Here is a 21,523-nt window from a genome sequence, read left to right on the forward strand (position 1 = left end):
GGCGGGTTTTCCCACTTGACCTGCGCACCTCCCATGTCATGAACACCGCATGAGCACGGCAAAACTGACAATCAACCTGGATGCGCTGGTCACCAACTGGCGGAATCTGGATGCGCTGACCAACTGCGAGACCGCAGCGGTGGTGAAGGCGAACGGGTACGGCCTGGATGCAGGCCGGGTGGGCAAGGCGCTGGCCAAGGCGGGCGCCCGCAACTTCTTTGTAGCGGCGGCCGAGGAAGGCGGCGCGCTGCGCCGTGCGCTGGGGCCTGGTCCCGGCATCTCTGTGTTTTCCGGCCATATGGAGGGCGACGCCAAGCTGCTGAAGGATTTTCAGCTGACGCCGATGCTGAACTCGCTGGATCAGATGCTGCGCCATTTCGAAACCCTGCCGGGGCACCCGTTCGGGGTGCAGCTGGACAGCGGCATGAACCGGCTGGGGATGGAGCATGGCGAATGGGCCGCGGTGGCAGAGATCGCCCTGGGCCAGAACCCGGTGCTCCTGATGTCGCATCTGGCCTGCGCCGATGAGCCTTCGCACGAGATGAATGCGCAGCAGCTCAAGGCCTTCCGCGGGATGACGGACGGGCTGGAGGTGCCGCGCTCGCTGGCCGCCACCGGCGGTATGCTCCTGGGCAAGGATTATCACTTTGACCTCTGCCGCCCCGGTGTCGGACTTTACGGCGGGCTGCCGTTCACCGATGCGGTTCCGGTGGTTCAGCTGGACCTGCCTGTCATTCAGGTGCGCGATATGGAACCGGGTGAAAGCGCCGGGTACGGCAATGCCTGGGTCGCCCAGCGCCCCAGCCGCATCGCCACCGTTGCCGCCGGCTATGCCGACGGGCTGCACCGGGCGATGGGCCAGGGCGGCATCCAGGTCTACGCGGGCGACACCCCCTGCCCCGTGGTCGGCCGCGTGTCGATGGACCTGATCACCGTCGATGTCACCGACCTGGCCGAGGTGCCGGATATGCTGGCGATCCTCAACGAGCAGCAGACGGTGGACACGCTGGCCGATGCGGCAGGCACCATCGGCTATGAGATCCTGACCTCCTCAGGCCACCGTTCGGCGCGGACATATTTGGGATGAATCCAATCGCTCTCCTGGCCCGGCTGGGCCGCTCCGCCCTGGCGGGCTTGGCGGCTGTCGGCCGCGCGGCGCTGTTTGCGCTGTCTGCCTTCAGCCACATGATCCGCCCGCCCTATTACCCGCGCGAGTTCTTTCAGGCGCTGCTGAACGTCGGCTGGCTGTCGCTGCCGGTGGTGGGCCTGACCGCGATCTTCACCGGCGGCGCGCTGGCGCTGCAGATTTACGCGGGCGGCGCACGCTTCAACGCTGAGGCCGTGGTGCCGCAGATCGTCGCCATCGGCATGGTGCGGGAACTTGGCCCGGTGCTGGTCGGCCTGATGATCGCGGCGCGGGTCACCTCCTCCATCGCCGCTGAGATCGCCACCATGAAGGTGACCGAGCAGATTGACGCATTGGTCACACTCTCCACCCATCCGATGAAATACCTGGTCGCGCCCCGCGTGCTGGCGGCGCTGATCACGGTGCCGGTGCTGGTCGGTGTCGGCGACATTATCGGCATCATGGGCGGCTACACGGTGGCGGTGCAGAACCTCGGCTTCAACCCGGCGGCCTACCTCAAGAACACGGTCGACTTCCTGGAAGCGCTCGACATCATCTCCTCGCTGGTCAAGGGCGCGGCCTTTGGCACCATCGCGGCGATGATGGGCTGTTACTACGGCATGCAGTCGGGCCGCGGCGCGCAGGGCGTGGGCCGTGCCACCAAGGGCTCGGTCGAATCCGCAGCCGTCCTGATCCTGGCCGCCAACTTTGTCCTCACAGGGGTGTTCTTCTCGCTATGATCCGCATGGAAAACGTCCACAAGGCCTTTGGCGACAACCGCGTGCTGAACGGCATGAACCTGGAGATTGCCAAGGGCACCTCAATGGTGATCATCGGCGGTTCCGGCACCGGCAAGTCGGTGGCGCTGAAGAGCATCCTGGGGCTGATCCAGCCGGACTCCGGCCAGATCTATGTCGATGGCAAACCCGCCGGATCGGGCGACCGCGACAAGTTCCTGGCGCGCTTCGGCATGCTGTTCCAGGGCGGCGCGCTGTTTGACAGCTTGCCGGTCTGGCAGAACGTCGCCTTCCGCCTGCTGCGCGGCGCGCTGAAGCGCCCGCAGGAGGAAGCCCGCGAGATCGCCATCGAGAAGCTGCGCCGGGTGGGTCTGCGCGCCGCAGTGGCCGACCTCTTCCCATCGGAACTGTCGGGCGGCATGCAGAAGCGCGTGGGCCTGGCCCGCGCGATTGCGGCGGAGCCGGAGATTATCTTTTTCGATGAACCCACCACCGGCCTCGACCCGATCATGTCCGGCGTGATCAACGACCTGATCCGCGAGATCGTGGTGGAAATGGGCGCCACCGCGATGACCATCACCCACGACATGACCTCTGTCCGGGCGATTGCCGACAACGTGGCGATGCTGCACGGCGGGGTGATCCAGTGGACCGGCCCGGTATCTGAGATGGACCAGTCCGGCGATCCCTATATGGAGCAGTTCATCCACGGCCGCGCGGAGGGGCCAATCGAGGCGGTGCGGTGAGGGAAGGGGAAAATCCTTGAGCGAAGAAACAGAACTGCAGCTTGCAAAGCTCTTTCATCCTTATGCCTATGAAGCAATCGAAAGGGCGAAAAACGAAGATCTCAAGTTTGCCCATTACACAAGTGCTGATGCAGCATTAAGTATTATTAGAAATTCCGAGCTTTGGATGCGCGGCGTTGCCGTGATGAATGACTACTCGGAAATTCAACACGGTCAGAGCTGTATTGCCAATGCATGGAAGCAAACTCCATACGGCGGGAGACTCAGGGCGGTACTTGACAGGCTGCAGGTTGGACTTGTCGACGAAATCGTAAATTTGTTCGACGGCCACCAACCGGGCCGTTTCAAAGACACATATCTGTTGTCAATTTGCGAACATGGTAAAGAAGGCACCCATGAAAGCAAATTGGGACGGCTCTCAATGTGGCGTGCATATGGTGGCAACACCAATGTTGCATTCGTATTTAATAATCGACCTTTCTTCTCCAACAGCAATGCGCTCTCCGCTTACTCAACTCCTGTTTTGTATGCGACAGAAGCCGATTTTGTGATTGAATTCGCAAGGCTTGTTGAAAACTTGGAGAACAACTTCGACCAATTAGCCGCGCTGCGAACGGAAGACGTGGTTCAACATTTGTTTTTTGCCCTCCACTTCGCGGTTGTATCGACAAAGCACCCGGGATTTGCAGAGGAGCGTGAATGGCGAGTCGTACATTGCCCGTCGCTTTGGCCGTCTCAAAACATCGATTTTCAAGTCCACAGCATCAACGGCGTTCCTCAAAAGGTCTATACGGTCAAGCTGCAAGATCACCCGACTGAGGGCTTTGTAGGAGCTACACTCCCGGATCTTCTCGAGGAAATTATTATTGGCCCAACGGAATACCCTGATCCCATCTACCAAGCGTTGGTCCATGAGCTGGTCAAAGCTGGTGTGTCTGACGCAGCACAAAAAGTAAGGAAATCGAATATTCCTTTACGTCGATGACCGCCATGACCCTCCGCCTCCTCACCCTCTCCCTGCTGATCCTCTACCCCGTCGCCTGGTTTGCGCCCCTGATGCGGGCGGGGCTGCTGCCCATTTTCGGCCTCAGCGAGATCTCGGTGATCACGGGCTTGCAAAGCCTTTGGGGCAGCGACGCGGTGCTGGCGCTGATCGTCACCTTCTTTGCGATCTTTGCCCCCTACCTCAAGACCATCGGCACCGCGCTGGTGCAGTGGAACCTGATGGACGCAAGGGTACAAAAGGTGCTGCATGTGCTGGGCAAGCTGGCGATGGCCGACATTTTCCTGATCGCGCTCTACATCACGCTGGCAAAGGGCATTGGCCTGGCGACCATCGAGACTGCCTGGGGATTGTACTTGTTCACTGCCTGCATTCTGGCGTCGATTGTGCTGGGGATGCTGACGGAGCGCGCGGCCAAAGCAGCGCAGGAGATGCGTTAAGCCCTTGATCCGGCGGAAAACCGCTCCATTTCATAGTGCCGGACAAGTGAAAACGCATCGACATGGGACCGGCAAGCTGCGCCCGGATCGGGCATTCCCCCTGCCCCGCCGGCCCCGTGGGGACATGTGCATCTGCTGGAGGGGGCCAATGGCCGGCATTCAATCCATCCTGTTCACCGCGCAGACCGTGTTCATGCGGCTTGCCTTTGCACTGATCTGCCTGGCCGCCGCGGCGATGCTGTCAGCAACCACGCTGGCGGCGCTGGGAATATGGCCCTGGCTGTCGCTGCAGGCGGGCCTGGGCGGCGAGGTGATGCCGCAGGCCGGCATGGCCACGCAGATCGCCCTGACCGCGCTGGCAGTGATGCTGGCGTTTTTTCTGCCCGCCAACGGGCGCATCATGGCGCTTGAGAGTTCCCACCGGCGGTTTTCGATGAATATGGAGGACGTGCTGCAGGCCTATCAGCTGGCCCATGCCGGCGACCGCGCAGGCGTGTTCACCCTGGCCTCCGAGTTTGATGCGGTGAAGGAGCGGCTGGCGTTCATGCGCGATCACCCTGACCTGCAAGGGCTGGAGCCGGATGTGCTGGAAGTGGCCGCGCAGATGAGCCAGGTGAGCCAGGTGAGCCATGAACTGGCAGAGACCTATTCAGATGCCAAGGTGGCCCGTGCCCGCCAGTTCCTGAAACAGCGGCAGGAGGAGCTGGAGACCTTCAAGGCGCGGCTGGAGGATGCCCAGATCATCATGCATGAGCTGCGCCAGTGGACCCGCGACGTGGAGATCGAGGAGAGCATCGCCAAGTCGCATCTCGGGCGGCTGCGCGGCGAGCTGTTCGAGCTGCTGCCGGAACTGTCGGCGCAGTTGCAGGGCCAGCCGGACGGCTCGGGCCCGGAAGGCGGCAGCGTGGTGCCGATCCAGCCGCCGCGCCGCGCCGACTGACGAGCCGCAGGCCGCAGTGCGCAGCCCCTTGAACAAAAGGGAAACATCTGCCACTGATCTGATCCATGGCAAAAACATCTTTCTCCTGCTCCGCCTGCGGGGCCAGCTTTTCGAAATGGTCGGGCCGCTGCGAGGGCTGCGGCGAGTGGAACACCATCACCGAGGATCAGGGGCTGTCCTCCGGCCCTTCCAAGAAATCCCTGGGCGTCAAACGCGGCCGCACCATCCAGCTGACCGATCTGTCGGCGCGGGAAACCCCTCCGCCGCGCGCCTGCTGCGGCGTGGGGGAACTGGACCGGGTGCTGGGCGGCGGGCTTGTTGCCGCCTCGGCCATCCTGGTGGGCGGCGATCCGGGGATCGGCAAATCCACCCTGCTGCTGCAGGCGGCAGCGCGGTTTGCCCAGGCTGGCGTCAAGACCGTCTATGTCAGCGGCGAGGAGGCCTCGGCCCAGGTGCGGATGCGGGCGCAGCGGCTGGGGCTGGCGGATGCGCCGGTGCAGCTGGCGGCGGAAACCAACCTGCGCGACATCCTGACCACGCTGGAAGCGGAGCGGCCGCAGCTGGCGATCATCGATTCCATCCAGACCATGTGGGCGGACCATGTGGACAGCGCGCCGGGATCGGTCAGCCAGGTGCGCGCCGCCGCGCATGAACTGACCACATTTGCCAAGCGGCACGGGATATCCATCATCATGGTCGGCCATGTCACCAAGGAAGGCCAGATCGCAGGCCCCCGCGTGGTCGAGCATATGGTCGACACGGTCCTGTACTTCGAGGGCGAGCGCGGCCACCAGTTCCGCATCCTGCGCGCGGTCAAGAACCGCTTTGGCCCGGCGGATGAGATCGGCGTGTTCGAGATGACCGGAAGCGGTCTCAGCGAGGTGATCAACCCCTCTGCCCTGTTCCTGTCGGAGCGCGGCGAGCCAAGCCCCGGATCGGTGGTGTTTGCGGGCATCGAGGGCACCCGGCCGGTGCTGGTCGAGATGCAGGCGCTGATTGCGCCCTCGCCGCATTCGCAGCCGCGCCGGGCAGTGGTCGGCTGGGACTCGTCGCGTCTGGCAATGATCCTGGCCGTTTTGGAAGCGCGCTGCGGCATCCCCTTTGCGGGCCTGGACGTCTATCTGAACGTGGCGGGCGGCATGAAGATCTCCGAACCGGCGGCGGACCTTGCGGTGGCGGCAGCGCTGCTGAGTGCGCGGGAAGACGTCGCCCTGCCCGCCGATACGGTGGTTTTCGGAGAAATTTCGCTATCCGGCGCCCTCCGGCCCGCCCCGCAGACCGAAAACAGGTTGAAAGAGGCGCAAAAACTTGGTTTCACGGCGGCGATTGCCCCTGGCGGCAGCAAAACCGTGTCCGTAAACGGTCTGAACCTCAGAAAGTCGGGCGATCTGGCAGGTTTTGTTGGCGAATTCTTCGGGGCCGGTTAAAGTCGCAAAAAATTTGAGATCGCAGGCAAACGGGCGAGGGACATGGAAGGTTTCACAATTATCGACGGGGTCGTGGCCCTGGTCATCGTGGTATCGGCGCTGCTGGCCTATTCGCGCGGTTTCGTGCGCGAGGCGATGGCGATTGCCGGCTGGATCGCCGCCGGTGTCCTGGCCTTCATCTTCGCGCCGCAGGTGGAGCCGCTGATGGCGGAGATCCCGGTGATCGGCGACTTCATCGCCGATAGCTGCGAACTCTCGATCATCGCCGCATTCGCCGCCGTGTTTGCCCTGGCGCTGATCGTGGTCTCCTTCTTCACGCCGCTGTTTTCCACCCTGGTGCAGCGGTCAGCGCTTGGCGGTCTGGATCAGGGGGCCGGTTTCTTCTTTGGCGTCCTGCGTGGCATTCTTCTGATCGCAATTGCCTTCTTCCTCTATGATGTGGTGATGACCGGGCAGAGCTTCACAATCGTTGACGAAAGCCGCTCTGCCGAGGTGTTCGAGCGCCTGACCGGCAAGATCGAAGAACGCAATCCGGAGCAGGCCCTGGGCTGGGTGACGCAGCAATATGAGGCGCTGATCGGGGCCTGCGGCCAGTAATTCCTAAGGATTACCACCTTCAGACAGATACGCGGGCGCCCCAGGGGCGCCCGTTTTGCTTGAAATTCAATGCGTTCACACAGTTATCCACAGGATGCCGGGCGCAGCCGTTAACACCGCAAATTCACATTAACACTTTGTTAACCAAAGAGAATCGGGCGCCAGAGGGCAATTCGGCGCGTCTCAAAAATTGCGTCAATTCTTAATAAATCCTCAGCCTGCACCGTGAAAAGGTTAACAATACCCCTGAAAAACCGGCTTTTGTCCCCAAAAAATCGCCTCATCCCGAAATGCGACGCACCCCTGCCCCAATTTGGTCCCAATTCGGGGGCCACATGGCTTCAACGGCAAAACGCCGGGACGAAGACGCTCAGAAGGGACGCTACTATGCAGCTGGATCACACCACAGATTTCGCCGACTACCTGCCGGTTGACGTGCTGCTGCTGACCAATCCCCTGCCGCAATCCGTGAAGCCCGCGCCCAAGCGCGCCCGCATCCGCAGCGGCGGTTTCCTGCCCGATACGCTGGTGGAGACCGAAGAGGGCTTCAAGCAGGCCCGCGACATCAAACCCGGCGACATGGTGTTCACTTTTGACGGCGGCGCCCAGGAAGTGAAGGCGGTGAAACACGCAGTGCCGCGTCTGACCACCCTGATGCACATCCCGGCGGGCGCCCTGGGCAATGACACCGATCTGATGCTGCCTTCGGACCAGAAAGTGGCGCTGGAGATGGAAACCGCTGAACGCCTGTTCGGCCTGCCGGTTGTCGTCGCCAAGCTGATCGCCCTGACCGGCTACAAGGGTATCACCGCCGCCGCGCCGGAGCGCCTGGGCCGCATCCATTTCGAATTCGCAGAAGAAGAGCTGGTCTGGGCCGAAAGCGGCATGCTGCTGCCCGCGGGTGATGCCGTTGAGGACTCCGCCTTCCACCAGCTGTCGCTGACCGAGACCCGCCAGGTTCTGGCCAGCGATGAAGGCCGCGCGCTGTCGCAGACCGGCATGGGCGAAATTGACGCCCGCCTGCCCAGCCCGCTGGACAACCTGCTGGACCGCATCCTGGCGGCCTGATCCAAGGGCCAGCCAGCAAGACATTCCCTCCCCCCTCGGGCCCGCCATTGTGCGGGCCTATTCTTTTTTGCTGCCCGGACAGGCTGGCTGGGCTCCGCCCCTGACTTTCCGCGAAAATGCGGAACACACGTTCCAAACGCAGGGGCATTTCCGGAAAAAGTTGCCCGGAAAATATATGTATGCCAGCATCCCCTCAGGCGCCAAAGGCACCGCAGAGCAACCGGCGCCCGGTATTCAGGGAGGATTTGACGATGAACTTGCGGCCTGACCCAACATTTCACGCAACGCCCAAACTGGCGATGGAGGCCCCGGCGGAGAAGCTGGCCTTCACGCTGATGCTGAGCCCCGATTTCTCGCAGCCGGACGGGCTGGCGGTGGTCGATGTCGACCCGGGCTCAGACACCTACGGCCAGATCGTGCATCAACTGATCATGCCCAACAAGGGCGATGAGTTTCACCACTTCGGCTGGAACGCCTGTTCCTCCTCCCTGTCGCCGCTGTCGGGTCATGCCTTCCTGGAACGGCGCTACCTGATCATCCCCGGCATCCGCTCCAGCCGGATCTATGTTGTGGACGTGAAGGAGCCGCTGAAGGCGAAAATCCACAAGATCATCGAACCGGAGGAGGTCTTTGCCAAGACCGGGTATTCGCGCCCGCACACCATCCATTGCGGCCCCGAGGGCATCTATGTCTCGACCCTGGGCGGCGGCGGCGAAGACGGCACCGACGGGCCGCCGGGCATCTTCATCATGGATTGCGAGACGTTTGAGATCCTGGGCCGCTACGAGATGGACCGCGGCAAGCAGGACAAGCATTATGATTTCTGGTGGAACCTGCCGCGGGATTACATGGTGAGTTCGGAATGGGCGCTGCCGCCGCAGTTTGAGAACGGCATCGTGGCGGAGGACCTGCTGAGCAACAAATACGGCCATTCGATCCACTTCTGGAACCTGCGCCAGCGCAAGAACGTGCAGACCATCGACCTTGGCGAGAACCACCAGATGGCGCTGGAAATCCGCCCCGCGCATGACCCCTCGCGCGATTACGGCTTCTGCGGCGTGGTTGTGGATACCACCAACCTGCAAGGCTCGATCTTCACCTGGTGGCAGAAGGACGACGGCACCTTTGACGCCAAGAAGACCATCACAATCGACCCGCGCCCGGAAAAGCCGGAGAACCTGCCGCCGCTGCTGCAGGGGTTCGAGGCAGTGCCGCCGCTGGTCACCGACATCGACCTGAGCCTGGACGACAAATACCTCTATGTCGCCTGCTGGGGGCTCGGCGAGATGCACCAGTACGATGTGAGTGACCCGATGAAGCCCACGCTGGCCGGCAAGGTGGAACTGGGCGGCATTGCACGCGGTGCCAAGCACCCGAACGGCAAGGATTTCGCCTATGGCCCGCAGATGGTGGAGATCAGCCGCGACGGTAAACGGGTCTACTGGACCAATTCGCTTTATTCGACCTGGGACGACCAATTCTATCCCGATTCCGAGGGCGGCCAGATGGTGATGGCCAACGTCGGCGAAAACGGCGGGCTGGAGCTGGACAAGGATTTCTATGTCGAGTTCCCCAAGGGCTACCGCAGCCACCAGATCCGGCTGGAAGGCGGCGACTGCTCCACCGACAGCTTCTGCTACCCCTCCGTCTGACGCGTGGCAGAACTCAGCACGGCGGCGGCCCTGTGGGGGGCCGTTGCACTTTCCGGTGTCTATCACGGTGTGAACCCCGGCATGGGCTGGCCGCTGGCGGTCTCAGCCGCGCTGATGGAGCGCGCGCAGGGCAGCCTGTGGCGGGCGCTGGCCGCGCTGGCGGCGGGGCATCTGCTGGCGATGGCAGCGGTGCTGTTTCCGTTCTCGATGCTGCTGGTGCTGGCCGAGTGGCAGCGCGAGATCCAGATCGGCGCCGCCTGCCTGGTGATTGCGCTGGGGCTGTACCTGTTATGGAACCGCCGCCACCCGCGCCTGCTGGCCCGCGTGCCGCCGTCGCGGCTGGCGCTGTGGTCGTTCCTGGCGGCGATGGCTCATGGCGCCGGGCTGATGCTGGTGCCGATCTACCTTGGGCTATGCGCCACCGTGGAGACCGGTGCGGGCCACGCCGCCGCCGGGGTGCTGATGACCGGCAGCGCGGGCATCGCCATAATGGTCGCGCTGGCGCATACGCTGGCGATGACGCTGGCCGGCGGCGCGATGGCCTTTGGCGTCTACCACTGGCTGGGACTGAAGTTCCTGTCCCGCGGCTGGTTCAACCTGGATCTGGTCTGGGCGCTGAGCCTGGTCCTGGTCGGCGCAGTGTCGCTGCTGACGCTGCATTGATGGCTTTTAGTACTGCGGATTACCGCCCGCCTTGCACAGAACAAGGCGCGGAAAACGCCTGCCCCGGCCGGTTCCGGAATATTCCAGGTCGCTGCTTGGCCGCCGGATGCCGCGCGATCCGTCTACTTTTCCTGGGCACAGAATGCCCGCCCCGCGGCATCCCCCGGTCTTAGGAAGCACAAATTGGAAAGCAGCAGCCGCGACGGCGATGACACCACGCTGAAAGGGATCCTTCTGCTGGTTCTGGGACTAACGGTCTTCTCGCTTCAGGATGTCATCATGAAAGTCTTCAGCAGCCAGATGGCGGTGCAGGAAGTGATCTTCCTGCGCGGGCTGGTGACGCTGGTGCCAGTCAGCCTGTGCTTGTACCTGAGCGGAGGACGCGGTGCTTTTGCGACCAGCAAACTGTTCCTGTCCTGCCTGCGCGGCGCCGCCGGGTTTGTCTGCTTCTCGACCTTTTCCATGGCGCTGGCGGTGCTGCCGCTGGCGGATGCGATGCCGCTTTACTACACCGCTCCGCTGTTCGTGGTGATGTTCTCGATCCCGCTTCTGGGCGAGCAGGTCGGCTGGCGCAGCTGGCTGGCGATCTGCGCCGGCTTTCTCGGCGTGGTATTCGTGGCCCAGCCGGGTGAAGGCGGCATCGAGCCCGCGATGATCCTCGCCATCATCTCGGCCTGCGCCTACAGCGCGCAGAGCCTGCTGGCGCGGATGCTGGGACCAACCGAAAGCGCTCTGCGGATGACCTTCTACTCGATGCTGACCTTCGTGGCACTGAGCGGCGCCATGGGGATCGTATTCGGCAGCGGCTGGCTGGACCGGTTCGGCCATCCCAGCGCCCAGTACATGTTCCGCGCCTGGAGCGTGCCGGACCTGGCCCAAACTGCGCTGATCGTGGCCGTTGGCCTGATCGCCGCCGCCGGTTTCTATTGCATCAGCCAGGCTTACCGGCTGGGTGCAGCCAGCAGCATTGCCCCGTTCGAGTACAGCTCGCTGCCAGTTGCGGTTCTGTGGGGCTGGCTGTTTTGGGGCGACATTCCGGGCAGCACCACCATCACCGGCAGCGCGCTGATTGTCGGAAGCGGTCTGTTCATCCTGCACCGTGAGGTGGTCAAACGCCGCGAAACCCGCCGCACCGCTGCCATACGCCGCAGCGCAGAAGGGAAATGTGATCCTTTGATGACAGACGCCGCGAAAGCCTCTATGTGAGGGCGCGAACAGGAAACGGATTCGGAGCCACACCGCCTTGCCGCTGCTGCAGACGCTGCCCGCCTGCCCTTGTGGACCTGACCTGATGCGCATCGCGCTGGGGAGCAGGGCTGCAACCGGCCATCAGGCTCCGGTCGTTTTGCCGGCAAGCTGCTTTGGTGCCTCCGGAATGGTGCGGGCGCAGAGAAATGCGCTAGACTGCCGGACAAGCCGCTTCCATCAGCCATCGGACTAATCGGGATTGGAGCCAGCCAATGTGCGGGATTTTGGGGATCGCAAGCCGGGACACAGAAGTCTTTGCAGAGATATATGACGGGCTTCTGATGCTGCAGCACCGCGGCCAGGACGCCTCGGGGATTGTGACCTACACCGGCGAGTTCTTCCGCGAGCGCAAGGCCAACGGCCTAGTCAAGGATGTGTTCGGCCCGTCGGATGCGGAAACCCTGACCGGACGCGTCGGCATGGGCCATGTGCGCTACCCCACCGCAGGATCGCTGAGCGCGGCGGAAGCGCAGCCGTTCTTTGTGAACGCGCCTTACGGCATCTACCTGGTTCACAACGGCAATATCACCAACACCGCCGAGCAGCGCGAAAAGGTGACCGGCAAGTACAGCCGCCATCTGCGCACCACCTCCGATTCCGAAATCCTGCTGAACGTGCTGGCCGACAAGGTCGCCGATGCTATCAAGGTCAACGGCAACGCCGAGCCGATCCGCAACATCTTTGCCGGCGTCAAAATGACCATGGAGCGGGTTCAGGGCGCCTATTCGGTGCTGTGCATGATTGCCGGTGTCGGCATGCTGGCATTCCGCGACCCGCACGGCATCCGGCCGCTGTCGCTGGGCAAACGCCCGGCACAAGGCGAAGGCGACGATTACTGCATTGCCTCCGAGGACGTGGCCTTCGGCATCAACGGGTTCGAGAAAGTCCGCGATGTGAAGGCCGGCGAGGCGGTGCTGATCGACCTCGACGGCAACCTGCATACCTTCCAGGCGGTTGAGGGCAAGCTCACCCCCTGCATCTTTGAATATGTCTACCTGGCGCGTCCCGACTCGATGATGGACGGCGTCTCGGTCTACAAGACCCAGCTGCGCATGGGCCAGGCGCTGGCCAAGCAGATCCAGGAGTCGGGGCTGGAGATCGACAGCATCATCCCGGTGCCTGATTCGGCCCGCCCGGTGGCGCTGGAAGTCGCCAACTCCACTGGCATCCGCTACCGCGAGGGGCTGGTGAAGAACCGCTACGTCGGCCGTACCTTCATCATGCCCGGTCAGGCCGAGCGGCAGAAGTCGGTGCGCCGCAAGCTCAACGCCATCCCGCTGGAGTTCAAGGACCGCAACGTTCTGCTGATTGATGACTCCATCGTGCGCGGCAACACCATCAAGAAGATCGTGCAGATGTGCCGCGAGGCCGGCGCCAAGAAGGTCTATATCGCCTCTGCCTCGCCGCCGGTGGTTTACCCGAACGTCTATGGCATCGACATGCCGACCAAACATGAGCTGATCGCAAACGGCCTCAGCATCGAGGAAATCCGCGAGGAATTGGGCGCCGATGCGCTGTTCTACCAGAAGCTCGAGGACCTGATCTGGGCGGCGCAGGAAGGCAACCCGGACATCCAGGGCTTTGACTGCTCCTGCTTTGACGGCAACTACATCACCGGCGTCACCGAAGAGTATCTGGCGGCGCTGGAAGGCAGCAGCCGGGTCAGCGCCAAGATCCAGGACATGCCGGCACCTGGCGCCTCCTGGAACGCCTCCAAGCTGGCCACCGGCTGAGACCGGCCCCAACAGGGGTTTGAACTTTGGCCCGCATGCGTCTATGAGGGCCCGGAACTTTGCATGGGGAGGCGCTGGCCGTGACGGCCCGCGCCTTTTCCTATGCTCCTGACGAAAGGCCGCCCCTTGGACGCGCATCTTGCCCGCATGCTGACTTCCCCGCGCCAGTGCCGCTGCTGCGGCGCGACGTTTGCGCAATTGCTCAGCCTCAGCTGCGACCGGCCCGACATCTGTTCCGAGGATATGGACGTAGAGGACAACTCCGCCGTGCTGGCCACCCGCGGCGACATCCTGACCGAGGATTTCTGCCGCCTCGGCGATCTGCGCTTTGTCCGCGCGGTGCTGGCAATTCCATTGAACGGCACCCGCGGCGAGGAGTTCATCCTGGGCACCTGGGCCAGCCTCAGCCGTGATGACTTCGACGCCTATCTCGACCTGTTCGAAATGCGCGAGACCGACAAGCTCGGCGACCGCCCGGCCTGGCTCGCCAATGCCATTCCGCCGGACATGCCGCTGCCCGCGGGCTGCATGCTGGAGATGCGCCCCGGCGGCCAGTACCCGGAACTGAAGGTCACGGAGCAGAACCACCCGCTCTATCCGCTGCAGAAGGACGGCGCAGAGCTGGAGGAGCTGCTGGAGCTGCTCTATGCCTACGGCCACGACCTGCCGTCGCTGGTCTATGACGCCTGAAGCCTGACGCAAGACCGCTGCGCCTTGAATGATCAAAGGCCGTCGGCGGCCTTTCTCTCAGCCTTCTGCAGCTTTCCGCCGAGACCCGTTCTGCCCGCTTGAAACAGCGGCTGCGGCACGCCAGATCCCATCCGGACAATCAAGGGACAGACGAAGATGGCGAACGAGCAGACCTCCGCCAAGGTGGCGGGGCTGGCAACCCAGACCAATGCAGTGAACCGCAGCAACCTGAGCCTGCTGGGGGTCTACGGGCCTGAGAACAGCATGAGCGCGCTGATCCGCCTGCCCTCCGGCCGCACCCGCGAGGTGAAGCGCGGCACCAAGCTGTCCCAGGGCCAGGTGGTCGCCATCGACGCCCACGGCCTCGTGCTGAACCAGCGCGGCGAAACCAGGCGCCTGGTGATGCCGGGCAGCTGAGCCGGCGGCCAGCGGCGCTAATTCCTGCAAAGTAATTTGCCAAGTGTTTTCGAAAATCCTTGGCGCTGCTTTCCGCCTCTTGACCTGCCCGCGCGGGCGGCCCAAGAAGGCGGTCATGACAGACAAAATCGCTCTCATCACCGGTGCTTCGCGCGGCCTGGGCAACGCCCTGGCCGAGGCGCTTGCGCCCACCCATCACATCGTTGCCGTTGCCCGCACCACCGGTGCGCTGGAAGAGCTGGACGACCGCATCAAGGCGGCGGGCGGCTCTGCCACCCTGGCGCCGATGGACATCACCGTGCCGGAGGCGATGGCGACGCTCTGCCGCGGCATCCATGACCGCTGGGGCAAGCTGGACCTGTGGCTGCACACGGCGATCCATGCAACCGCCCTGTGCCCGGCGCCCTCCGTGGCGGCCAAGGACTGGACCAAGGCTTTGGCAATCAACGCCACCGCCACCTCGGTGCTGATCCCTTATGTGGCCCCCCTGCTGGGCCAGTCGGGCCGCGCGGTGTTCTTTGACGACCCCAAGGCGGGCGAGAAATTCTATGGCACCTACGGTGCCACCAAAGCGGCGCAGATGGCACTGGCCCGCAGCTGGCAGGCCGAGACCGAGCGCACCGGCCCCAAGGTGAATATCCTGGAGCCGCAGCCGATGGCCACGGCGCTGCGCGCCCGTTTCCACCCGGGTGAAGACCGCGACGCGCTGAGCACGATTCAGGACGAAGCCGCACGCCTGCTGCCGCAAATCCTGGCGGACTGACGCCTGAGATTACCCCCCGGCGCCGCGCTCCCGCGCGGCGCTTGGCCCAAGGCTTTGGACGGCATCTCTTGATGCAGGCCGAAGGCGCGGGAGCGCTCCCGGCCTCTCCCGGCCACCCCGCGTGTTGCCTCCCTGCCCCGCTTTGCCGCGGATCCGGCTTCTCCTTGCGAAATCCTTGCCCCCTTCAGGTGCAGGTCCTATTCAATCGAAAACCCGGTTGAAGACGGCAGGCACCCCATGCGCATTCTGATCACCAATGACGACGGCATCAGCGCCGAAGGGCTCAAAGTTCTGGACGCAATTGCCCATGAGGTCGCGGGCCCCGATGGCGAGGTCTGGACCGTGGCGCCCGCCTTCGAGCAATCCGGCGTCGGCCACTGCATCAGCTACACCCGCCCCACCATGCTCAGCCAGCTGGGAGAGCGCCGCTTCGCCGCCGAAGGCTCGCCTGCCGACTGCGTGCTGGCGGGCATTCATGTGGCAATGCATGATCAGAAGCCGGATCTGGTGCTGTCGGGGGTGAACCGGGGCAACAACTCGGCTGAAAACGCGCTTTATTCCGGTACCCTGGGCGGCGCGATGGAGGCTGCATTGCAGGGCATCCCGGCCATGGCACTGTCGCAGTATTACGGGCCCGCCAACCGCGAGACGGAAAATCCGTTCGAGGCCTCCGCCGTGCATGGCGCCGCGCTGGTGAAAAAGATCCTGGCGGCCCAGCCGCAGGACAATCAGGATTACCGGCTGTTCTACAACATCAACTTCCCGCCGGTGCCGGCCGCCGATGTGAAAGGCGCGCGGGTTGCGCCGCAGGGGTTCCGCCGCGGCAGCCATTTCTCCGCCGAGGAGCAGCTGTCGCCCACCGGCCGCCGCTACCTGTGGATCCGCGGCGGCAACCAGCATGTCGAAACTGCCGCGGGCTCAGATGCGGCGGTCAACCTGGACGGCTTTATCTCCGTCACCCCGATGCGCGCCGATCTGACAGCGCGGGACGCAATGGACGCGCTGAAGGCGATCGAGGGCCCCGGCGCATGAGCGGCCCCGACGCGCAAACCAAGATGCAGTTCGTCTACTCCGTGCGCTCGCGCGGGGTGACCGACCAGAAGGTGCTGGAGGCGATCGAACAGATCGACCGCGGGCTGTTCGTGCGCGGAATCTTCTCGGAACGCGCTTATGAGGACGTGCCGCTGCCGATTGCCTGCGGCCAGACCATCTCGCAGCCTTCCGTGGTGGGGATGATGACCCAGGCGCTGCAGGTCAGCCCCCGCGACACCGTGCTGGAGGTCGGCACCGGCTCCGGCTACCAGGCGGCGATCCTGTCGAAACTGGCGCGCCGGGTCTACACAATCGATCGCCATGCCCGGCTGGTGCGCGAAGCGCGGATGGTGTTTGAGCAGCTGCAGCTGGCCAATGTGACCTCGCTGGTGGGGGATGGCAGCCATGGCCTCAGCGAACAGGCGCCGTTTGACCGCATCATCGTGACGGCGGCGGCCGAAGACCCGCCGGGGCCGCTGCTGGCGCAGCTCAAGACAGGCGGCATCATGGTGCTGCCGGTGGGCCAGTCCGACCACGTTCAGACCCTGATCCGGGTGCGCAAAACCGAAGACGGGCTGGAATATGACGAATTGCGCCCGGTGCGCTTTGTTCCCCTGCTTGAGGGCTTGGGGAAAGACACGTAAACTGGCAGCGGAATTCAGCCGAACCGCAAAAGGCATCGGCTATAGTGATTGACGCGAGAGAATCCCCGCGAAAAAGGGGAAGCGTGTTTTGAGGAGAGCGAAATGACCCGGATCCCCCCCGCCCGGACCGTGTTCCGCAGCCTACCGCGCGCCCGGCTGCTGGCCGTGCTGCCGCTGGCTGGTGTGCTGGCGGCCTGCCAGAGCCCGCTGGACTATGACCTGCGCGGCCAGATCGGCGCCTTCAATACCACAGGCGCGGCGCAATCCGCGACCGCGAACCGCCCTGCACCGGATGACCGCGGCCTGATCTCCTACCCGTCTTATCAGGTGGCCGTCGCCCGCCGCGGCGACACGGTGGGGGATGTGGCCGCCCGCATCGGCCTGCCCGCGGATGAGGTCGCCAGCTACAACGGCATGCAGACCGGCGACAAGATGCGTCAGGGAGAGGTTCTGGCCTTGCCGCGCCGTGCCCCTGGCAGCCTGCCCGGCAGCGCCACGCCGGGCTCGGTCGATATCGCCGCTCTGGCGGGCCAGGCCATCGACAGCGCGCCGCTGACCTCGCCCAACGCAGGCTCCGTGACCACAACCGAAATCCAGTCCGCCCCCAAGCCGCAGCCCGCCAAGGTGCAGTCCGGCCCGGAGCCGGTGCGCCACAAGGTGAAGCGCGGCGAGACCGCCTATACCATTTCGCGGCTTTACCAGGTGCCGGTGAAATCGCTGGCGGAATGGAACGGGCTGGGCAGCGATTTTGCGGTGCGCGAGGGCCAGTACCTGCTGATCCCGCTGAAAGAGCAGCCCGCCGCCGAGGTGACGCCTGCCGCTGCAGCGGCCCCCGTGGTGGTGACAGAACCGGGCGCAGGCAGTGAGACCCCGGTGCCGCCCAGCGCCAGCAAACCGCTGCCGGAGGAGAAGGTCGAACCGGCTGTGGTCAAACCTGCTGCGGAAACCCTGCCCAAGCCGGAGCTGCCTGCGCCAACCCGCAGCAGCAGCGCGGCGATGGCATATCCGGTGCAGGGCAAGATCATCAAGACCTACTCCAAGGGCCGTAATGACGGCATCGACATTGCCGGTTCCGCCGGCGCGCCGGTGAATGCAGCCGAGGCTGGCACGGTGGCAGCGATCACCAAGGATTCAGGCAATGTGCCGATTGTGGTGATCCGCCACAGCCAGAAGCTGCTGACGGTCTACCAGAACGTCGGCAACATCACCGTGAAGAAGGGCGAAAGCGTTGTCCGCGGCCAGCGTATCGCTTCGCTGCGCGGCGGCGATGATGCCTATTTGCATTTTGAAGTGCGCGACGGTTTCGAAAGCATCGACCCGCTGAGCTACCTGAACTGACGGCGGTAATGACTTGTTAACAAAGAAAAGCCCGGCTGATTGGCCGGGCTTTGCTGTTTCCAGTTTTGTGCTGCCTCAGCGCAAGGCCACCCCGTGCCGCCCGGCCAGATCGGTGAAGAACTGCCACGCCACCCGGCCCGAGCGGGCGCCGCGGGTGGCCTGCCACTCGATTGCTTCCGCGCGCAGCTCCTCTGCATCCGCCTTGACGCCGTAGGCCTCGCAATAACCCTCGATCATCGCCAGGTATTCGTCCTGATCGCAGGGATGGAAACCCAACCACAGCCCGAACCGGTCCGACAGAGACACCTTCTCCTCCACCGCCTCCGACGGGTTGATGGCGCTGGAGCGCTCGTTTTCGATCATGTCCCGCGGCATCAGGTGGCGGCGGTTGGAGGTAGCATAGAACACCACGTTCTCCGGCCGGCCCTCGATACCGCCGTCCAGCACCGCCTTGAGGCTCTTGTAGTGCTGGTCGTCATGGCTGAACGACAGGTCATCGCAGAACAGGATGAACCGGTGCTCAGAGCCGCGCAGGTGCCCCAGCAACCGCGCGACCGAAGGCAGATCCTCGCGCTGCAGCTCCACCAGCTTCAGCTCCGGGTGATCCCCCGCCAGCGCCCCGTGCACGGCTTTCACGAGGCTGGATTTCCCCATCCCCCGCGCGCCCCACAACAGCGCATTGTTGGCAGCAAAGCCTTGGGCAAACCGCCGGGTGTTCTCCAGCAAGGTATCGCGGGAGCGGTTGATGCCGACCAGCAGGTTCAGATCAACCCGGTTCACGGCTTCCACCGGCGCCAGCCGCTCCGGCCCAACATGCCAGACAAAGGCGGCGGCCGCGTTGAAATCCGGGGTTTCCAGCGGCGCGGGCGACATCCGCTCCAGCGCCTCGGCAATGCGGGTCAATGCGTTCTGGTCCATGGGGTGCCTCCGTCCGTCAGTTGCGGGATTTCAAAGCATGTTCAGGAGCAAGCGGCAAGGGCAAGCCAGCATCTGTTCTGCTGCAAACCTTAAGTATAACCTGTCCCCATGGACGCCATGGACGAACTCTCCCGCTGGATGATGACCGAGGGCCGCTGCTGCGGCGATCCGGTCAAAGTTGTCTCGCACTTCTGCACAACCCTGATTGCGGCCGGCGTGCCGCTTTGGCGGGCAAACATCGGGCAGCGGTTTGCAAACCCGCTGCTGATTGCCTGGGGCGTGGTCTGGACGCCGGAAAGCACGGAGAGCTACGACGTCACCCATGATGTGATGCTGACGGACAGCTACGTCGGCAGCTCGTTTGAGTACATTCTGGCCCATCGACGTCCGCTGCACAAAAGCCTGCGCGGCCTCGATCCTGAGGCCGACCACGTCTCCTATCATGAGTTCGCCGAGGCCGGCGGCACCGACTACTATGCCACGCTCCTGTATTACGGCGACGGGTCCATGCACGGCTGCACCTTTGTCACCCAGTCGGAAAGCGGGTTCACGGCGGAGAACCTGGCGATGATCGAGGCTGCCCTGCCCGGCCTCTCCTGCGCCCTGGAACCCGTCACCATGCGCAAGTCCTCGCGCAGCCTGCTGCGGACCTATCTCGGCGATGGGCCGTCAGACGCGGTCTGGAACGGCTCCATCAAGCGCGGCGAACGCACGGCGCTTGACGCCGTTGTCATGTTCACCGACCTGCGCGGCTTTACCGCCCTCTCGGACAGCGCCGGCGAAGAGGACGTGTTCGACGCCCTGAACACCTATTTCGACGTGGTGGTGCAGGCGGTTGAGGACGCGGGCGGTGACGTGCTGAAGTTCATGGGCGACGGCATTCTGTCGATCTTCCCCGCCGCTGATGGGACCGACCGCGCGGATCAGTGCCGCCAGGCCGCACAGGCCGCGCACACGGCGCTTGCCGGGCTTGCCGCGGTGAACACCGTCCGCGCGGAAACAGGCAAACCACCGCTGGCGATCGGCATCGGTTTGAATGCGGGCCGTGTCAGCTATGGCAACATCGGCAGCCCCGGCAGGCTGGATTTCACGGTGCTCGGCGCTGCAGTGAACCTGGCGAGCCGGATCGAAGGCCTGACAAAATCCACCGGGCATCCCGTTCTGGCATCCGCCTCTGTCGCCGCGGCTGCACCCGATCTGTTTGCCAGCTGCGGCCGCCACAATGTGCGCGGGGTTTCCGCGCCGGTAGAGGTCTTTTTCCTGCGTGGATCCGCCATGTAAAAGGGCGCGCCGGATCCGGCACGCCATAGTGGCTTCGGAACTCTCCAGTCTGCCCTTGCCGCCTCAATCCGCCGCGAAGCAGTAGAAGTACCCGTTGCCTCCGGTCCCGCGCAGGTCGTCGGCGCTGCAGCCGCGCGAATTATGCGCCGCGTTCCACGATGTATTGCCGCCGCCGTGGCGGTCATGGTGGCCGACCGTGGCGGAACCTTCACCGTTGGAGGTCCAGTTCGAACAGGTCTTGTCTCCCTCCTGCCAGGGGAAATAGGAGGTGCCGTCCTCCTGGGTGCCGGTCAGGATGTCATGCTCGTTGACATCATCGCCGCGCCCCTTGATCCGGTTGCCGTTTTCATCCACTGCCGTGCGCAGGTACAGGTTCGGCATGATGTGCAGCTGGTCAAGATCGACCGCGATCAGTTCCCCGTTGGCGTTGTACCAGGGGCCGGTGCCGATGCGCGAGCGGGCAGAGATGCCGCGCTTGCCCTCCTCCTGGGTGCTGAGATAGGCGCGCCAGGTGCGGCCCGCGGCGCCCGCCGCCTCTGCCAGGCTGGCGCAATGGGCATCCGCCCCCTCCAGCCCGCCCAGATTGCCGCCGTCGCCAAGGCCGACAGAGGTGACGAAGAACCCCATCGGCGGATCTTCGGCGTAGGACGCAGAGGCCAGCGCGCAGGCCGCGGTGCAGGTCAGGACAGCAAGAAACTTGTTCATGGAAACCTCCCTTATTCCAGGACTGGCCGCAGGATGCCGCATGGAAGGCGGTAAAGATACGCTGGCAGGCGGAGGTTCACGAAAGAGTGTTGGAATCACGGCCGGGTGGGTTGGCCGGGCTCTGGTGCGGGGCTCAACTGAAGGGAACGACCCGGCCGCAGGCTTCCTGGCGCTGATTGCCCGATTACGAGTGGACAGTTCGACCGCACTGTGCAAACCATCCGATATGCAAACCTCGGCTCAGAACAACGGCATTTGGCGCCAGAAGCGAATTACCGTCCCGGCCTGACACGCCGGGCCGGGTGGTTGGTCTCTGAACATCAAATGCGCTTGCTGCGCAGAACAAGGTTGTTTC

At 64.0% G+C, this 21,523-nt stretch carries 23 protein-coding genes; 21 read left to right on the plus strand and 2 right to left on the minus strand.

Annotated elements, in window-relative coordinates; genetic code table 11:
- The first annotated feature begins 49 nt into the window (after positions 1–49).
- The 19 genes from alr (at position 50) to A9D60_RS21080 (ending at position 18,264) form a co-directional block, all read left to right on the plus strand.
- Positions 50–1,087 carry an alanine racemase gene (gene alr, locus A9D60_RS20985; protein ID WP_065269388.1) on the plus strand — a complete coding sequence of 346 codons (1,038 nt, stop codon included), beginning with the start codon at positions 50–52 and terminating at the stop codon, positions 1,085–1,087.
- A complete protein-coding gene (locus A9D60_RS20990) occupies positions 1,084–1,866 on the plus strand; it encodes an MlaE family ABC transporter permease (RefSeq protein ID WP_065269389.1) in 783 nt (260 codons plus the stop codon). Before alr ends, A9D60_RS20990 begins: the two co-directional genes overlap by 4 nt.
- Positions 1,863–2,609 (plus strand): ABC transporter ATP-binding protein, encoded by a 747-nt coding sequence (locus tag A9D60_RS20995; protein ID WP_065269390.1) that lies wholly within the window; start codon positions 1,863–1,865, stop codon positions 2,607–2,609. Before A9D60_RS20990 ends, A9D60_RS20995 begins: the two co-directional genes overlap by 4 nt.
- Positions 2,610–2,625: 16 nt before the next feature.
- Positions 2,626–3,594 carry a DUF2971 domain-containing protein gene (locus tag A9D60_RS21000; RefSeq protein ID WP_065269391.1) on the plus strand — a complete coding sequence of 323 codons (969 nt, stop codon included), beginning with the start codon at positions 2,626–2,628 and terminating at the stop codon, positions 3,592–3,594.
- 5 nt (positions 3,595–3,599) lie between these two features.
- Positions 3,600–4,052, plus strand: a complete 453-nt coding sequence (locus A9D60_RS21005; protein ID WP_065269442.1) for a paraquat-inducible protein A — start codon at positions 3,600–3,602, stop codon at positions 4,050–4,052.
- 148 nt (positions 4,053–4,200) lie between these two features.
- Positions 4,201–4,992 carry a DNA repair protein gene (locus A9D60_RS21010; RefSeq protein WP_065269392.1) on the plus strand — a complete coding sequence of 264 codons (792 nt, stop codon included), beginning with the start codon at positions 4,201–4,203 and terminating at the stop codon, positions 4,990–4,992.
- 65 nt (positions 4,993–5,057) lie between these two features.
- Positions 5,058–6,419 carry a DNA repair protein RadA gene (gene radA / locus A9D60_RS21015; RefSeq protein ID WP_039179052.1) on the plus strand — a complete coding sequence of 454 codons (1,362 nt, stop codon included), beginning with the start codon at positions 5,058–5,060 and terminating at the stop codon, positions 6,417–6,419.
- Positions 6,420–6,461: 42 nt separating this feature from the next.
- Positions 6,462–7,016, plus strand: a complete 555-nt coding sequence (locus tag A9D60_RS21020) for a CvpA family protein (protein WP_039179055.1) — start codon at positions 6,462–6,464, stop codon at positions 7,014–7,016.
- A gap of 387 nt (positions 7,017–7,403) precedes the next feature.
- Positions 7,404–8,084: a Hint domain-containing protein gene (locus A9D60_RS21025; RefSeq protein WP_065269393.1), complete on the plus strand. Its 681-nt coding sequence runs from the start codon at positions 7,404–7,406 to the stop codon at positions 8,082–8,084.
- A 251-nt stretch (positions 8,085–8,335) separates the two neighbouring features.
- A complete protein-coding gene (locus A9D60_RS21035; protein ID WP_065269395.1) occupies positions 8,336–9,736 on the plus strand; it encodes a selenium-binding protein SBP56-related protein in 1,401 nt (466 codons plus the stop codon).
- A gap of 3 nt (positions 9,737–9,739) precedes the next feature.
- Positions 9,740–10,399: a hypothetical protein gene (locus A9D60_RS21040; RefSeq protein WP_065269396.1), complete on the plus strand. Its 660-nt coding sequence runs from the start codon at positions 9,740–9,742 to the stop codon at positions 10,397–10,399.
- A 183-nt stretch (positions 10,400–10,582) separates the two neighbouring features.
- A complete protein-coding gene (locus A9D60_RS21045) occupies positions 10,583–11,605 on the plus strand; it encodes a DMT family transporter (RefSeq protein WP_065269397.1) in 1,023 nt (340 codons plus the stop codon).
- 254 nt (positions 11,606–11,859) lie between these two features.
- Complete coding sequence (purF, locus tag A9D60_RS21050; protein WP_039179065.1) at positions 11,860–13,380, plus strand: amidophosphoribosyltransferase; 1,521 nt, start codon at positions 11,860–11,862, stop codon at positions 13,378–13,380.
- A gap of 102 nt (positions 13,381–13,482) precedes the next feature.
- A complete protein-coding gene (locus tag A9D60_RS21055) occupies positions 13,483–14,070 on the plus strand; it encodes a DUF2199 domain-containing protein (protein ID WP_254656757.1) in 588 nt (195 codons plus the stop codon).
- A 156-nt stretch (positions 14,071–14,226) separates the two neighbouring features.
- Complete coding sequence (locus A9D60_RS21060) at positions 14,227–14,487, plus strand: hypothetical protein (protein WP_065269398.1); 261 nt, start codon at positions 14,227–14,229, stop codon at positions 14,485–14,487.
- Positions 14,488–14,602: 115 nt separating this feature from the next.
- A complete protein-coding gene (locus tag A9D60_RS21065) occupies positions 14,603–15,250 on the plus strand; it encodes an SDR family NAD(P)-dependent oxidoreductase (RefSeq protein WP_065269443.1) in 648 nt (215 codons plus the stop codon).
- 237 nt (positions 15,251–15,487) lie between these two features.
- Complete coding sequence (surE, locus tag A9D60_RS21070; RefSeq protein ID WP_065269399.1) at positions 15,488–16,282, plus strand: 5'/3'-nucleotidase SurE; 795 nt, start codon at positions 15,488–15,490, stop codon at positions 16,280–16,282.
- Positions 16,279–16,926 (plus strand): protein-L-isoaspartate(D-aspartate) O-methyltransferase, encoded by a 648-nt coding sequence (locus A9D60_RS21075; protein WP_065269400.1) that lies wholly within the window; start codon positions 16,279–16,281, stop codon positions 16,924–16,926. Before surE ends, A9D60_RS21075 begins: the two co-directional genes overlap by 4 nt.
- Positions 16,927–17,028: 102 nt before the next feature.
- Complete coding sequence (locus A9D60_RS21080; protein ID WP_065269401.1) at positions 17,029–18,264, plus strand: peptidoglycan DD-metalloendopeptidase family protein; 1,236 nt, start codon at positions 17,029–17,031, stop codon at positions 18,262–18,264.
- A 75-nt stretch (positions 18,265–18,339) separates the two neighbouring features.
- On the opposite strand, the gene A9D60_RS21085 is transcribed toward A9D60_RS21080, so the two are convergent.
- A complete protein-coding gene (locus A9D60_RS21085; protein WP_065269402.1) occupies positions 18,340–19,182 on the minus strand; it encodes an ATP-binding protein in 843 nt (280 codons plus the stop codon).
- Between the two features lie 117 nt (positions 19,183–19,299).
- On the opposite strand from A9D60_RS21085, the gene A9D60_RS21090 reads away from it, so the two are divergent.
- Positions 19,300–20,463: an adenylate/guanylate cyclase domain-containing protein gene (locus A9D60_RS21090; RefSeq protein ID WP_254656758.1), complete on the plus strand. Its 1,164-nt coding sequence runs from the start codon at positions 19,300–19,302 to the stop codon at positions 20,461–20,463.
- Between the two features lie 63 nt (positions 20,464–20,526).
- Here the strand turns inward: A9D60_RS21090 and A9D60_RS21095 are convergent, their stop codons facing one another.
- On the minus strand, positions 20,527–21,168 hold the full coding sequence (locus A9D60_RS21095; RefSeq protein WP_065269404.1) for a hypothetical protein: 642 nt from the start codon (positions 21,166–21,168) through the stop codon (positions 20,527–20,529).
- Here A9D60_RS21095 and A9D60_RS26270 point away from each other — a divergent pair.
- On the plus strand, positions 21,167–21,457 hold the full coding sequence (locus tag A9D60_RS26270; protein ID WP_141117996.1) for a hypothetical protein: 291 nt from the start codon (positions 21,167–21,169) through the stop codon (positions 21,455–21,457). The genes A9D60_RS21095 and A9D60_RS26270 overlap by 2 nt on opposite strands.
- Positions 21,458–21,523: the final 66 nt, after the last annotated feature.

This window comes from Leisingera sp. JC1, from assembly GCF_001679925.1.
Lineage (GTDB): Bacteria > Pseudomonadota > Alphaproteobacteria > Rhodobacterales > Rhodobacteraceae > Leisingera.